The sequence below is a fragment of the Stenotrophomonas sp. C9D9 genome (assembly GCF_056491205.1).
The window spans coordinates 1,695,668-1,711,284 of sequence record NZ_JBSZIF010000004.1 but is presented as its reverse complement, the minus strand read 5'-3'; the positions used below and the strand labels follow the sequence as shown (position 1 = coordinate 1,711,284).

At 63.5% G+C, this 15,617-nt stretch carries 5 protein-coding genes and 2 pseudogenes; all 7 read right to left on the bottom strand.

Features of this window, described 5'->3' with window-relative positions; genetic code table 11:
• Nucleotides 1-35 precede the first annotated feature (35 nt).
• Nucleotides 36-323, bottom strand: coding sequence for a hypothetical protein (locus ACXI0D_RS13170; RefSeq protein ID WP_158298019.1), 288 nt, complete (start codon nt 321-323; stop codon nt 36-38).
• A 216-nt stretch (nt 324-539) separates the two neighbouring features.
• A pseudogene (locus ACXI0D_RS13165) lies at nt 540-662 on the bottom strand (RHS repeat domain-containing protein); the annotation flags it as partial.
• A gap of 636 nt (nt 663-1,298) precedes the next feature.
• Nucleotides 1,299-2,003, bottom strand: a pseudogene (locus ACXI0D_RS13160) (RHS repeat-associated core domain-containing protein); the annotation flags it as partial.
• Between the two features lie 499 nt (nt 2,004-2,502).
• A complete protein-coding gene (locus tag ACXI0D_RS13155) occupies nt 2,503-7,167 on the bottom strand; it encodes an RHS repeat-associated core domain-containing protein (RefSeq protein ID WP_479642666.1) in 4,665 nt (1,554 codons plus the stop codon).
• A 315-nt stretch (nt 7,168-7,482) separates the two neighbouring features.
• A complete protein-coding gene (locus ACXI0D_RS13150) occupies nt 7,483-8,838 on the bottom strand; it encodes a Gfo/Idh/MocA family protein (RefSeq protein ID WP_101766458.1) in 1,356 nt (451 codons plus the stop codon).
• A 65-nt stretch (nt 8,839-8,903) separates the two neighbouring features.
• Nucleotides 8,904-11,879 (bottom strand): TonB-dependent receptor, encoded by a 2,976-nt coding sequence (locus tag ACXI0D_RS13145; RefSeq protein WP_479642665.1) that lies wholly within the window; start codon nt 11,877-11,879, stop codon nt 8,904-8,906.
• A 133-nt stretch (nt 11,880-12,012) separates the two neighbouring features.
• Entirely contained in the window at nt 12,013-15,372 is a 3,360-nt protein-coding gene (locus ACXI0D_RS13140) for a TIM-barrel domain-containing protein (protein WP_479642664.1), read from the bottom strand.
• Nucleotides 15,373-15,617: the final 245 nt, after the last annotated feature.

Genomic DNA, 15,617 nt, shown 5'->3' with positions numbered 1-15,617 from the left:
ATGGGATGCTCCGGAACCTGCACGCATATCTGCAATCACACTTCTTCACTCAACCTCCCCCCTATCTCGTAGAGAAGGCAGGCCAGGGCGGAAAGATGATAGGCCAGTGGTTCCTGCTGCCCCAATGCGACTCTTTGAATATCAGAGTAGTCATCGAAAAGACTTCCAACTTCAAGCTCCACCCGCTCACCGCCCATGGAGTGACGTTCCGACCATGGCACCACGCGGTAAAACACGTCCTCCACTTCAATCTCTTGCAAGCCCTTGGAGCACAGCTCGTCGAACAATATTGATGAGACCTTTTCCAAGGTGTCCAAATTCATCTTAATGCTCGACACCAAATTCGAATTTCATAGGGCCAGGGTGGTACTGAAAAGAAGATTGCGCCTACCGACCCACAGCGGGCATCTGCGCCCCATACTGTAGGTGAGACGAAGAGTATCTGAAAATCACTATCTGCATATTTCCCGCATCCTGCCGAGAACGGCCGCACTTGCCCGTCCGACTTCGAGCTTCCGTATCAATCCAGCACATTCAGGCCAGATGGCCTGCTGCTGTTCTTGGCACGTGGCCGAGTAGTTACAAATCCACCATACAGCCTCGTCGTACAGGGTGATCTGCGCTTCGCCACCGGCCGGAGAGCGCAGCACGCGCGGCGAGCGGCCGGACTGCACTTGGAGACTGTGCCTAATTCATCTTCGGACGGATTACCGCTTCAGGCTGTCATGGCCTGAAGACGATCAATTCACACGCCCCCTCTACATCCGCACCTCTCTGCCAATCAGAGAAGTGGCGATGCTCCCATGCATCGCTACTTTCCATCTCCTGAGCACACTCAGTCAGGAACGCGGCAAGGAGGCGCGCTTCAGCGGGCCCGACCTGTAGAACCACCTCCTCTAGCCGACCGGGGTCATCAACGAGCTGTCTTTTCCCGTAAATCTTCATCTATTTCATGCCCCTTCGTTTCCTTCCACTATGACTTCTCCGCCGAGAGCCTTGAATATGTCGCACTTGACTGGATCACCACGCTCGCATCCCTCGCGAGCAATTTCTTTGGCTACATTCAGAGCTCCGCCACACATCGAGAGCGAAAATCCCTTCCCACGAAGGAACTGCTTGACTCTATCAGAAAGGCCCGCCGGGTCCGTCCCGTGACTCCCACTTCCGTCCTGGTTCACGACGATCTCCTTACAGCCTTTCGCACAAACGTGGGCGTGACGTTGTTGCCCCTCAACATGCGGATTATCCACTCGAACAGTGGTCGGGCGCCCACCAGTAACTTTCTCGGTTCGGCCCGAGTTCGCTAACCCGTGTGGATCTACTCCCAGAAGGGGATCTCCCTCAACGTAAGCGAAGGTATTAATGCCCCCGTCCAGTCCAATCGGATCACTCTGCGAATACCGCCCCACTGCCGGGTCGTACTCGCGCTGGTAGTTGTAGAACAACCCACTCGCATCCGTCGCCTGCTGGCCCGGGAAGCGCAGCGCCAGCTCGAACACCACGCCATCGCCGTCCGGGTCCGCACTCGGAATCTGGTTGCCGAACACTTCGCTCTTGTTGTTCCACTCCCAGATCGCCACATCACGCACCGGATCGATCACCACGCGCGGCGTACCCAGATGATCCGGCTGCACGTAGGCAAGTTCCGGCACGCCGGTAGCCGGCACATTGATCAGCGCCACCGGGTAGTTGTCCAGCCAGATGGCCTGCTGCTGCACTTGGCCCGTGGCCGAGTAGTTGCCCAGCCACTGCCCGGCCTCATCGTACAGGGTGATCTGCGCTGCGCCACTAGCCGGGGTACGCAGCACGCGCTCACCGCGATGGTTGTAGCTGTAGCTTTCCAGTACAGCATCACCCTGCTTCACCGCGCTCATGCGGTTGGCATCGCTGTAGGTGAACGTCTTGCTGCCGATGCTGGTGGTGTTGCCCGCTGCGTCATGGTTGCGCGCTTCGCCGTCCACCGCAGTCAGGCGATGGCTGGTTGCGGGACAGGTGTAGTTGGCGGGGGCGCCGAGCCCCCGTGCATCCCTCAGCAGGCCTCACCGCACCGAGGTGCCCTGCCATCACTGTGTCTTCCCAACCTGGCTGGGGTACGCCCTGGCCCATATCCAACCCGGTAATTCACGCAGTGGCAGCGCCTGTTTCGCCACAGTCTCCAGCTTGATGATCTCAGTTTCGCCCCGCTTAGTTAATTCTAGTCCGCGCTCCTCGCGGTTTCCGGGCAGGATGAGCTCCGGTTTACTGTTGCTCTTAGCTCTCGTATTCCATCCCGCACATATCCTATGTGACCCAGATGGCAGACCTTCAGCACGTAACGAGTCTTGTCCGGATAAACATATCCAACAACCGGAACCGGAGTAGTACTTGTACCAATTACGGCACCCCCCTCTGCCGAATCATAAACTTCGATCACGCCCTCCGGCACAACCTCCCTGCCCTTGTGCTCGCAAGAGGTGACAGTGAATACTGAGAAGATAAAAAAAATACAAGGAATCAATTTCATCATCTTTTCCCGCGCTGAATGGTTGATTCATCAGACATCCACCAAAGTAGGTGATTTATTGATTCCGGAAGAATCATGTTCACAGGCTGAAGCTCCTTGCCAATCTCCCGCATGCAATTCTGCAACGGCGTCCCGCAGTTATTATTTATTGCACTGTACGCCCCCTGCGGCCTCGCGAGACATGCCGATAGTTTTGACTCCTGCTGCGGTGTAAGTTCTATTGTGTGCTTAATTCCAGTGCGCAAATTAAGCTGAGATGAAACATAGTTTGTACTTATTGAGTTGCCCGCAGGGCCAAATGAGTAATCGACACCATTTGAAGTTGTCGATATGTGCCCGAAAGAGGAATGCAGCTTTCCATAGCTCGGCAGCCCTCCCTCATAGGGGAGTGGCATCCATACCCAGACATCGACCAGCCCCTTTTCATCGACCTTCGAAAGAGGCTTCCCGGAGGCATACGGGTACGTACCAATCCCTCCCATCAACCCAATCGGATCACTCTGCGAATACCGCCCCACCGCCGGGTCGTATTCCCGCTGATAGTTGTAGAACAGCCCACTCGCATCCGTCGCCTGCTGGCCTGGGAAGCGCAGCACCAGCTCGAACACCACACCATCGCCATCCGGGTCAGCACTCGGAATCTGATTACCGAACACCTCGCTCTTGTTGCTCCACTCCCAGATCGCCACATCGCGCACCGGATCGATCACCACGCGCGGCGTACCCAGATGATCCGGCTGGACGTAGGCCAACTCCGGCACTCCAGCGCTTGGCGCGTTGATCAGCGCCACCGGGTAGTTGTCCAGCCAGATGGCCTGCTGCTGGGCCTTGCCCGTGGCGGAATAATTGCCCAGCCACTGCCCGGCCTCATCGTACAGCGTGATCTGCGCTGCACCACCAGCCGGGGTACGCAGCACGCGCTCCCCACGATGGTTGTAACCGTAGCTTTCCAGCACGGCATTGCCCTGCTTCACCGCGTTCATGCGGTTGGCATCATTGTAGTTGAACGCCTTGCTGCCGATGCTGGTGGTGTTGCCCACCGCGTCATGGGTACGCGACTCGCCGTCCACCGCCGTCAGCCGGTGGCTGGTTGCGGGATAGGTGTAGCTGGCGGTGCCTGCCGAGGTGGTCAGCGCGGTCCGATTACCGGTGGTGTCATACGCATAGGTTTCAATCGGCGTGCCGGTCGCGCCGTCCTGGGTCTGGGTCAGGCGACCCAGCGCGTCGTAGGCGTAATTGGCCAGCACCGTCGAGCCTGTGCCGTTCTTCAGCTCGGTGATCGAACCCACCGGGTCATAGCCGTAGCCCAGCGACAGTCCGCCCGCGGCCGGGTCGTGCACCGCCTGCGGACGGTAATCCAGATCCAGCGGACGCTGCAGCTGGCGGCCATTGCCGTAGGTCCAGCCGGTCGCCGGGCCGAAGGCCGCATAGGTCACGTTGTTCACCACGATCTGGCGCGCCTGGCCAAGCCGGGTCAGGCCGATCTGGCTGATGCGGCCCTGGGGATCGCGCACGTAGTCAGCCACGCTGCCATCCGGGTAGGTCAGTGCGGCCAGGCGACCCGCCTTGCTGTAGGCATAGCGCAGCGTGCTGGCGACACCATTGACGGTCTGCACCTTGCGGGTGACCTGGCCGAAGCGGTCATGGCAGTACTGGGTGCTGCCATTGGCATGCAGCACCTGCCCCAGACGTCCCTTGGCAAAGCGTTCGTCGGCGGCACAGACCGCTGGCGCCACGTCATAGCTATAGCCGACATCCAGATTGGGATCCGGATAGGCAATGCCAATCAGGCGGTTGAGCGCATCGTAGTGATAGGTGGCGGTGACGCCGCGCGCATCGGTGGCCGTCTTGCGGTTGCCCGCCGCATCCACAGTGACGCTGCTGGCGCCACTATCCGGGCTGACCTGGCCGGTCAGATCGCCGAACCCGTTGTAGGCGTATGTGGTGTGCAGGCCCTTCGGGTCGGTGACCTGGGTGACCTGGTCCAGCGCGTTGTACTGGCTGCGGATTTCCGCTGCCACGCCGCCGACGTCCTGCAGGGTCTGCGCCAGGCGGTTCAGCGGGTCGTACTGCTGGCTGGTCACGCGCTGCAGGGCGTCGGTGATCGTCTGCGGGTTGCCGTTGGCGTCGTAGACAAAGCCGGTGGCGTGATTGCCTGCGTCCTTCAATGCGGTCAGCTGACCAAGCGTATTGAAGGTCCGTGCCAAGGTGCGACGAAGGGTGCCAGCAGCATCCAGCGTGTCCTCCTTGAGGCGGTTGCCGGCGTTGTCCAGCGCATAGTGAATGGTGTTGCCCGCACTGTCCGCGATGTCCGTCAACCGCTGGGCAGCGTCGTAGACATAGGTGACGCTGCTGCCGTCAGGCTCGGTGATCTGTTGCACCTGGCCAGTCGGCCAGTAGCTGATCTGGGTGACCCGATCCTCGGCAGTGGTGGCACCGCGCACGGTGAACGAGGTCGGCCAGCCGCGCGCATGGTAGGTGTAATCGGTGACCACGCCGTTGGCATCCTTCGCCGACAACGGCCGCCCGAACGCGTCGTAGGCCAAAGTCTCGACCGTCTGGCCCAGCGCATTGGTCACACTGCGCAGGTCGCCCTTGCGATAACTGCAGGCAACATTGGCCGCGCATCCCGCGTCGTCCGCTGTGTAGTAGGCATAGGTGGAGACATCCGCCACATCGCTTCGCGGGCCATCCACACTGCGCAGCGATCCCACCAGCGGGCACTCCGGCCCTTCGGCCTCACAGTAGGTCTGCGTGGTGATGCGGCTATCACCGGTCACCATGTCGCGCACGGTGATGGTGGTCGGCTGGAGGCGTGCATTGCGCGCGATGCGGATCTCACGGTTACCGACGGTCTGCTGCACCAGCCGATTGCTGTCCATGGCCACGCGCGTTTCGCTGACGCGCTGATCCGGGGTACCCGCCGCTTCCGTCGTGGTGGTCACGCTGACGGCGCCCGCGGCGGCATCGCTGGCCTCCGCATAGGCGTAGTTGGTGACGACACCTCGGCGGTCGGTCGCCGACTGCAGCCGACGCCGGAAATCGGTGCCTTCGGGCAGATAGGCGCGAGTGATGCTGCCGTTGCTTTCAGTGATGCCATTGACCTTGCGCGGAAGGCCGCTGGTACCGCTGGCGGTCAATGCGTACGTACTCTGCTTGCCCAGCGCGTCGGTGACGATGGTGGTGCCTGCCGGGGTGTACTCCAGGCGCACGCCATCAATGCCCACGTCGGCCTGACTGCAGTCGCCTGAATGGCGGCTGCAGGTGACCCGCCCCTTGGGGTCGTAGCCGTACCAGCTGTAGCGCTGGTTGTCTTCGGCGGTCACGCCGGTCAGGTAACCCGGGAAGCGGGTGTCCTCATAGTGATAGGCGCGGCTGGCGCCATCTGCATAAGTCGCTCTGATCAGCTCGCCGGTCGCGGAATAGGCGTAGCTCACCACAGGCTGGCCGGCGACCACCAGCGCCGAGATCACTGAATCGTCGCCCGGCACGAGGTACTGGACATCCACACGCCGGCCGGTTGAATGGGTGATGCTGAGCAGGCGACCACGGCTGTCATACGCATATGTCAGCGAGGTTCCATCTTCGAAATCGCGGCGCTGCATCAGGCCGGTGACATCGAACTGAATGCGCTCTCCGGCCCGTGACAACTGCCAGTTGGCGCCCTGCTGGACAGCACGATCGCCGCTTCCGTCCATGGCTTCGTAGCCTGCTCCCACCTTCTGGAATGCCGTCTGCCCGCCATCGGCTCCGACCAGCCCGACCTTCAGTTCGGAGCTTGGAGGGAAAGTGGAATCATCCACGCCTGCGGTAAGCCGCAGATTGTGGGAATGGGTCCAGCCCGTACCCAACGCGCCGCCCGCCGTGCTTGTCAGGGAGTGATAGTGGCGTTGGAAGCTCACCCATCCAAGGTTGAAATCCGGCTCAGGCTGGGATTTATCGCCAGTAGTCGGATCACACGGGTTGCCCACAGGGCACTGCTGCGGCGGCAGCGGCGCGCTTGTGTAGGAGAGCATGGGCGACATGTGCGGCTCGTCCTGCTGGACCAGAGAGCACATCTGCAGGCCCTCATTCCACGTCAGGGACGGTCGATTCGGGCAAAGCGCCGTTCTGGCCCGGCGCACATGCTCCCACCCCACTATCGACGAGCATTCTTGAGTGCTCTGGTGATAGAAGTTCAAGGTGTAATGGAAATTTTTCTCCTCGTTGGTGACGCTACCGTCGTCGCCCCTGCCAAGTCCAAGGAGCTCCACCCAAGGATCCTCCGTGAGTGAAGTCGCCGGGCACTGCGGGTCGCTGACGCGGGTAGCGAGGATCACGCTACGAATCTGATCTTCGGATGAGTACTCCTGCCCTGAGTGGGTGTAGACCCAGTCAGTAGTAACGATCTTCTCGGGTCTCACCCGGTAATCGTAGATGACCTTCTTTCCAAGGACGCGTTGGCGTTTGACATGCCAATCGAAGGGTTTGTCCTTCTCGTACTGGGAAAAGAGCGACTTGATGTCCTTCTGCACCGCCGCTTCCGTGGCTCGCGGCTGGCCCATCGACAGGTAGCTCTCCCACTTCTTCTGCACCTCCTGCGCCTGCGCAGCCCAAGGAGCCAAGCTCCCCAGCGCGATCATCGCCAGTGCGGCACACGAAATGGTCTTCAGTCGTTCCAACATCCCTGTTCTCCTTCCTGGACGAACACAGCACCGGCAGGAACGAGAACGTGGGGCGGTTGCCTCACCACGTCATGCTTCGGATCGTCCCTGGTCCGGAATGCGGGCTGACCGCACGGGGGACGTTATCTCCGATGTGGTTTACACATTCAAGTCAGAAACTGTGGAATGGGTCGGATTTCAGAGTTTTCTGATAAAGCGGGCGGCCGACCGAACAGGCGGCCGAGCGTGGGTCCGGCGCTACAGGGGCCAGTACGCCATATACAGCAACGCCGGGCATGGCCCGGCGTTTCCGTCACAGCATGGAAGGGGTAAACCTCAGTACTTGCCGTCGAACGCGAAGATCGGCTTGCGCTGCTTCCACGCACCGGCGGTGAAGTCCGGGAACTCCAGCGTCTGGAAGCTGTTCGCGATCGACTGCTCGCTCAACGGGGTGATCGCACTCCAGGTCACCGCGTCGTAGATGTCGATCGGCATCGGTGCCTTGGCCTTCAGCGCTTCAACAAACGCATGGATGACGAACCAGTCCATGCCGCCGTGGCCGGCGCTGGCAGCGGTGTCGGCATTCTGCTTCCACAGCGGGTGCTCGTACTCGTCCTGGTACTTCTTGAACTCTTCCCACTGGTGCGGCGGGCTGCGGCCTTCGATGTGGATCGAATGGTTCACGTCCATCCACAAGCCCTTGGTGCCCTGCACGCGGAAGCCCATCGAGTACGGGCGCGGCAGCGAGGTATCGTGCTGCAGCAGGATGGTCTCGCCGTTCTCGCAGGCCAGCGTGGTGGTCACGATGTCGCCCAGCTTGAACTTCACCTTGGTGCTGGGGTGGGTGGTGCCGCCACTCTTGGCCACGGTGTATTCATGCAGGCCGCGCGCCTTGGTCGCGAAGGCGTTGATGTGGGTGAAGCGGTTGCCACGGTTGATGCCGGTGTACATCGCGCACGGGCCGATGCCATGGCTGGGATACAGCTCGCCGTTGCGCTCCACCGAATGCTCGGTGCGCCAGCGTGCTTCGCTCCAGCCCTTGGGGCCGAATTCCACGCCGCTGTCGTAGGGCTGGTTCGGGTCGCCGGAATTGAACTTCACGCCGCGCAGGTCGTGCTGGTAGCCGGCCTGCAGATGCACCAGTTCGCCGAACAGGCCCTGGCGCACCATCTGCAATGCGGCCATTACGTCGCGGCGGTAGCAGACGTTCTCCAGCAGCATGTACGGGGTGCCGGTGCCCAGCTGGGTCTTCAGCACGTCCCAGTGGTCCTGCAGGGTGATGCCGGCCACCACTTCGCAGCCCACGGCCACGCCGGCCTGCATCGCGGCAATCGCCATCGGCGCGTGGTATTCCCACGGCGTGGCGATGATCACGCCATCGATGCCCTTCTGCTCCAGCAGGCGCTTCCACGCATTGGTGTCGCGGTCCTGGCCGTAGGTCTTCGGCGCCGGCTTGCCGGCCTTGGCCACCATGTCCACGGCGCGGCCGAGCATGATCGGCTCGATATCGCAGACGGCAACCACTTCGACGTCGTCGCGGCGCACCAGTTCCTTCAGCAGCACCAGGCCACGCATGCCGGTACCGATCATGGCCAGGCGCACCTTGCGCCCGCGTGCCCAGGCCGGGGTCTGCGGCAGCAGGCTGCTGGCGGCGACAGCGGCACTGGCCGCGATGAATTCCCTACGCTTCATGGCAAACATCTCTCCTCTTGGCAGCGTGCCGGCCGTAGCCGGCACGCCAGGTCACGCAAACGGAATTACTTGAACCGGTAGCCGATGGTCACACTGTAACCACGGCCGAAGATGGTTGCGTAGTCACTGGAGTCACCCAGGAAGCTGTTCGGGTCGTAGAACGGCAGGCGGTTGAACAGGTTCTTGACAGTGAAGCTCAGGTTCCACGCATCATCCGGGCGCCAGGTGACGCTCATGTTGGCGGTCCACCACGACGGCGCGCCGTCACACTTGCTCTTCTGCAGGGCCAGGTAGCCGCCGGTGCAGGTCTCCTTGTTGTTGCTCACTTCATCGACCTGGTCGGTGGCCCACTTGGTGCCGCCGACGTAGTTGACGAACATGCTGGTGGTCACCTGCTTGTAGGTCCAGTCGGCATTGAGCGTGGCACGCAGGCGCGGGTTGTTGTAGTAGCCGACCACGTCGCCGTAGTACCAGCCGTTCTCGGCGTCCATGTAGAAGCGGTTGCGGTTGGCGATGGTGGCGGCCAGGCCGATGTTCAGGTTGCCCCAGTCGCCCAGCGAGAAGCGACTACGCGCATCGATGTCGAAGCCGTCGATCAGGGTCTTGCCGCGGTTCTTGTACTGGCCCACCACGCTGGCCACGTTGCCGGCCGAGTAGCCCGGCAGGTTCGCCGGGCAGCTCACGCCGCTGGCCGGGTCGGCGCACATCGCCGCCAGCTGGGCCAGGTTGGCACGGTCGCTGTCGGTGATCGGCGAGCGCGACATCGAGATGATGTCTTCCATGCGGCGATAGTCCGGCGCGACGATTTCATTGTTGCGGTAGATGAACCAGTAGTCGGCCGACACCGACAGCCAGCTCGCCGGCTCGTAGACGAAGCCAAGGGTGGCGATCTTCGCCTTCTCCGGCTTCAGGTCCTTGTTCGGCTGGGTCATGCGCGCCACGGTGCGGCTGCAGTCGACGTTGAGCAGGGTCTTGCCGAGATCGACATCGCCCGGCCGCTGCGACTTCAGCAACAGGTTGGCGATGGCGTTGGTCTCGTTGCAGCGCAGCTCGTCACGGAAGCCGCCGAGCTGAGCGAACACGCCACCGTTGCCGGACTCGGCCAGGCTCGGTGCACGGAAACCGGTGGAGTACGTACCGCGCAGCATCAGCTGGTCGAACGCCTGGTACTTGAAGCCGATCTTCGGCGCGACGTTGGCGCTGAAGTTCGGGTACTTGTCCACGCGCACCGCGGCATCCAGTTCCAGCTTGTCGGTGATCGGTGCCACGGTCTCGGCGAACAGCGCGTAGGTGTTGCGCTTGCCGTCGAACCACGAGCCGCCCTGCTGGGAAATCAGGCCATTGGCTGCATCGGCGTTGCCCGGGGTGTAGAAGGTTTCGCGGCTGGCGTTGAAGCCGAACGCGGCGCGCATCTCGCCGGCCGGCAGCTGGAACAGCGGGCCTTCGATCTTGCCGTCCAGGGTGTGCAGGCGCGTCCACGACTGGATGTCGAAGGTCGGGAATGCTTCGCGGATCAGCGCAGCGTTGGCGTCGCTGATCTCGCCGAACTTGTACGCCGGGTGGTCGGAGATGATCACGCGACCCGTGGTCGGATCGATCGAGTACGGGCCGAAGGCCTTTTCGAAGCCCTTGATGTTGACGTTGATCGTCTGGTACGTGGTGGAATGCGTACCGGCGCTGGCGAACGCGGTCTCCCAGTTCCAGTCACCCACGTCGCCACGCGCGCCGGCCAGCACGCGGTAGCTCTTGTCGGTGTTGCGCTGGCCGAAGTAGTTCGGGCCGGCATCCTGCAGCAGGTAGTTCAGGCCGACCACACCACCCATCATCGCCTTCATTTCCGGGCTGGCGTGGTTGTACTCGTTGTTCGGGCCCAGGAACGGGTACAGGAACTGGTTGACGTTGTTGCCGGTGTTGCGCGAGAACCAGCTGGTCGGGTTGCCGGTGGTGGTGCCGTAGGTGCGCGGCGTGCCGCCGTTGGCACGCAGGTCGATGTCGGTGTAGGTCGCCTCGGCGAAGATCTCGGTGCTGTCGCCCACCAGGAACGTGCCGTTGAGGTAGGCCGTGTTGCGCTCGGACTTGGCGCCGGCATCGATCTCGTTGTTCATCCAGGTTTCCCAGACGCAACGCGGTCCGGCCGCTTCACTGGTCAGCACGTTCTTGCAGCCCGGTGCCGCTTCCTGCACGCGACGGCCGGTGACCGGATCGAACGCGAAGTAGCTGCCCGGGTTGAATTCGCCCGGCTTGCTGCCTACGCCCAGGCGCAGGTTGTTGAGGTAGTTCGGGTTGTTGACGTAGTACTGGTCGGGCCGCTTGTCGTAGAAGTCGCTGAGCGGAATCGCGTCGCGGCGGTACATGTTCACCGCGCCGTAGATGTTGAAGCGGTTCTCGGTCAGGTCACCGAAGCCGGCGGTGATGCTGGCCTGGCGCTCGCCGTAGGAATCGATGCGCGACGAGGTGTCGTTGGTGAAGCTGATCTCGGCGCCCTGGAAGTTGCGCTTGGTGATCACGTTGATCACGCCGGCCACCGCGTCAGTGCCGTACACCGCCGAGGCGCCGTCGGTCAGCACTTCCATGCGCTCGATGGCCGCGGCCGGGATCGCATCGATGTTGACGAACTGGGTCTGGAAGCCGGCCGGCGCACCGTAGTACGACAGGCGGCGACCGTTCAGCAGCACCAGCGTGCCCTGTGCGCCGAGGCCACGCAGGTTGGCCTGCGAGGCACCGTCGGAGCCGGTGAACAGCGAACGCGCGTCCTGTTGCGCCGGGCGTGCGGCGGGCAGGTTGTCGAGCACCTGCAGCAGCGTGCGCGCACCCATGTTCTGGATGTCCTGCTTGCTGATCACCTGCACCGGCGACGCGGTTTCAACGTCGGTGCGGCGGATGTTGGAGCCGGTGACCTCGATGCGGGCCAGGTCGGTGGCCTTGTCCTTGCTCTCCTGGGCGAAGGCAGGAACGGCGACCGACAGCAGCACGCCGGCGATGGCCAGCGACAGCGGAGCGATCGAACGACAGGGGGGGCGGTGGTGGCGGGCGGGCAACATCGGGGTTCTCTCCTGGCAGGGGTGCGGCGCAAAAAGTGAGCGCGTGGGCGTTCGGCGGGCAAAACGCTCCCGGGCCACGGCCATGAGGGCCGTAGTCGGAATGGGCGGGGGGAGGAGCGGTGTTACGAGGGAGTCATGGGGCGACGATGCTGGCGGAGTCGCCCTCCTGGCCGATCAGCACGGCGTTGGCCCAGTTGGCACAGACCTGGGCGGGTTGGCTGCCCTGCGCACCCAGCGTGCGCAGGCTCAGGGTGGAAAGGCCTCGGATGTCCAGCTCCGGCTTGACCACGCCGGGCGCCTTCACCAGGCCGCTGTCGTACAGCAGGCGGTTGTCACCCCAGACCTGGAACTGCAGGCCACCGGCGTTGCGGCAGGCGTCGTCGATGCCGAGGTCGGCGCGCAGCAGGTGCCAGCCGCCCTGCAGGCGCAGGTCGATGCGGCTGTTGGCGCCGACGCCCAGGCCACGGCGGAACTGCAGCCCGTTCATGCGCATGCCGGCGTCGCCACGGAAGGACTGGTCGGTGCGCACCTGGCTGGCCAGCGCGGCCGGCACCGGCAGCTCGGAGAGATAGCGCTGCCGGGCCGGTCGCTCCGGTTCCTGGTGTTCAAGAATGTGGAAGGTGGACAGTGCGATCGGGCCGACATCGCGCGGCTGCAATGCATCGAACGCGCGGGCGCTGCCCTGTGCGGCGGTCACCATCGGGTCGGTGCTGCTGGCGCCGTCGCCTTCGGGGTTCTGCACGCTCAGCACGCGGAAGCGCAGCAGGCGACCGGCGTGGGCCGGGAAGTCGATGCGCTGCACGCCTTCCTTCAGCTGCAGGCGACCGCGGGCGATCGGCTCGCCCCACTCGCCATTGCTGTCACCCAGGTACACCTCGTAGTCGCGGACCTGGCCGTGCTTCCAGTTCTTGTCGTTGCGCGGCGCGATGTCGATGCCATCGATCATCTTCCGCTCGCCGAAGCCGATCACCCACTCATGCGCGCCGGTGCGCACGGCCTGGTTGCGGACGCTGCGGAACCAGGTGCCCGGATCATCATCGAAGGCATTTTCCAGCGCATGGCCGGGTTCTTCGGCCGGGCGGTTGACCACCAGCAGGCTGTCGGCCGGCAGTTCGCGGCCCAGCACCGGCGCCGCCGGATAGGCGTCATCGGCGGCTGCGGCAGCGACTGCGAAGTCCAGCTGCAGCTGCAGCGGCTGGCGGATGTCCTGTGTGGCCGTGCGCACATGCAGGGTGCCGCGGCGTTCGGCGGCATCGAAATACCAGCCTTCAGCAGCGCCGTTGAAGGCGGCGGCATTGGCCAAAGCTGGCAGCGCACGGCCACCAGCCTGCACCGCACGCGGCGCCTGCCGGCTGAGTACACGCAGACCATAGCGACGCTGCGCCAGCTGGCCGTTGTACTGGCCTTGCACGGCGTCAATCTGCACCTGCACCGGGCCACTGCCCTGTGCCGGCGCCTGCACGCGGATCTGCTGCGTGCTCGATTCGCCCTGCTGGTAGCGGCGGGTGTTGCCGTCGTCTTCGTACAGCGTGTACTGCGAATCGCCCTGCGGGTACAGGTCGAACGTCACCTCATCGAGTGGCTTTTCGCCATCGAACAGCATCGACGGGTACATCGGCAGGATCGCACCGGCACGCACGAACACCGGCAGCGTGGCCAGGTCCACCTGGCGGTCGAGCTGGCGGCCATCGGCGGTGGCCTGCACGCGGCGGCCGTCCCAGTAGTCGATCCAGCCGCCGGCCGGCAGGTGGATGTCGCGGCGCCAGCCACGGCTGGCCGCCTGGCTGCGGTACACCGGCGCCAGCAGCAGGTCGCGGCCGAGCAGGAACTGGTACTTGTAGGTTTCATCCTGCGCGTGCGGGTCGCGCGGGTTGTCCCACATCAGGCCACGCACCGGCGGTGCACCGGTCTGCGCAGCCTCGTGCACCAGCCCATACATGTACGGGGTCAGGCGCATCTTCAACTTCAGGTAATCGCGGTTGATGCTGCGGTAGGGCTCGTCGTACCACCACGGGTGCTTGCGCGCATTCGACGACCAGCCGCTCATGCCCATCAGCACCGGGGTGAATGCCTTCCACTGCAGATCGCGGGTGAAGGTCTCGGCGCTGCCGCCGAAGATCGCATCGACGTCGCCGCTGGCGTAGGCCATGCCGGACAGCCCCGAACCGACCAGGGTAGGTACGTGCCAGCGGATGTAGTCCCAGCTGCTGCTCTGGTCGCCGGTCCATGCCACCGCGTAACGCTGGATGCCGGCCCAGCCCATCACCGTCCACAGGAACGGGCGCGAATCGGAATTGTCGAGGATGCCGTTGAACGCCTGGCGGTTGGCATCCATCGCGAACTGGTAGCCCTTGCCGGTCCAGGCCACGTCCAGCTTCTGCACGCGGCTGCCGGCCTTGCCCACTTCCCAGGCAATCTTGTCGACGCCGTTCTCGGTCCACAGACCGGTGCGGAAGCCGTACGAGGCCAGGCCCTTCACCGTTTCCGGCAACTGCTTGTAACCGCAGCCGTACCCATCGTTGGGCAGGATCCAGCCACCAGGCATGTCGTTGGCGCGATACTGCTTGGCCACGCTGTCGATCACATCCGGCGTGGTGCCGGTCGGGCCGTCGCTCCAGCCTTCAGGCACGGTACCGGGCTTCTTGCGGTTGTCGCCGTCGTTGTAGCAATCGGCATCGCCGTAGGACAGCGCCCAGCGCGCCACCATGTTGGGGCGACCGGTCAGCTGGGTGTAGCGTTCGATCAGCTTCGGCAGATCGGCGCCGACGAAGTAATAGGCATCGAAGCGGTCTTCGCGATGCAGCAGCGTGGCCTGGTCGGGCTCGCGCAGATCGTAGCTGCCATCGCTCCAGGTATTGCGCAACATGCCCCAGCCGCGGCTGCTCAGCAGCATCGGTGCCGGGCTGGGGCGGTCGCCCTCTTCCCAGCCGCCGGAGTAGGACACTTCCAGCTCGCGGCCCTTGAACTGGTAGCGGCCGTTCTGCTGGCCACCGCCGTAATAGCCTTCGTCGGCCTGCGAGGACAGCACCTGCACGCTCTGCGTGGCATCCAGGTCCAGTGGTTGCAGCTCCTGCCAGAGGGCGGTGGGCTGGCCGTTGTCCAGCCGCTCCAGGCGCAGGCGCAGCGGCTGCCGTTGTACATGCAGCACCAGTGCATCGGTGCGCACGCGGAGTTCCTGCGCGTCTTCTTCCAGCTGCGCCTGCACGTTCGCCTTGGGCTGCGGCAGCACGATCGGCGCGGCCTTGTCGCCTGCACCGGTGAGCTTGCCGTTGCGGCCGGCCTGCACGCGGATGATGTCGGTGGCCGGCAGCTCGATGCGGATGCGCGCGCCCTTGTCGGTCTGCAGGTCCCAGCCCTGCACGCCGTCGCGGCTGTCGCTGGCGGCCACCGAACGCAGGTTGCCGACCGGCTCGGCCCGGGCCGGCATGGACGCCAGCATCAATGCCGGCAACAGGGCCAGCATCAGCGGCGAGCGACGAACGCAGTTTTCCACGCGGACTCCCAACCCGTTCACCGGGCGTTTCGAAAGCGGTTGGGCCGACTCTAGGGCAGCGATTCGAAAGATGTCAACAAATTGAAAGGAAAAAGGAAGATATATTCCATTGAAACGAAAGTTGTTGCGTCGCAATACTTTGTGTAAGCGCTTGCAGGTGCCTGTTAAGCGTTGTGCGATACGGCATTTCGTCGATCCTTTCGTTTTCCCGGGCACCTCGCGACGCGGAAAGTCACTCACCCATT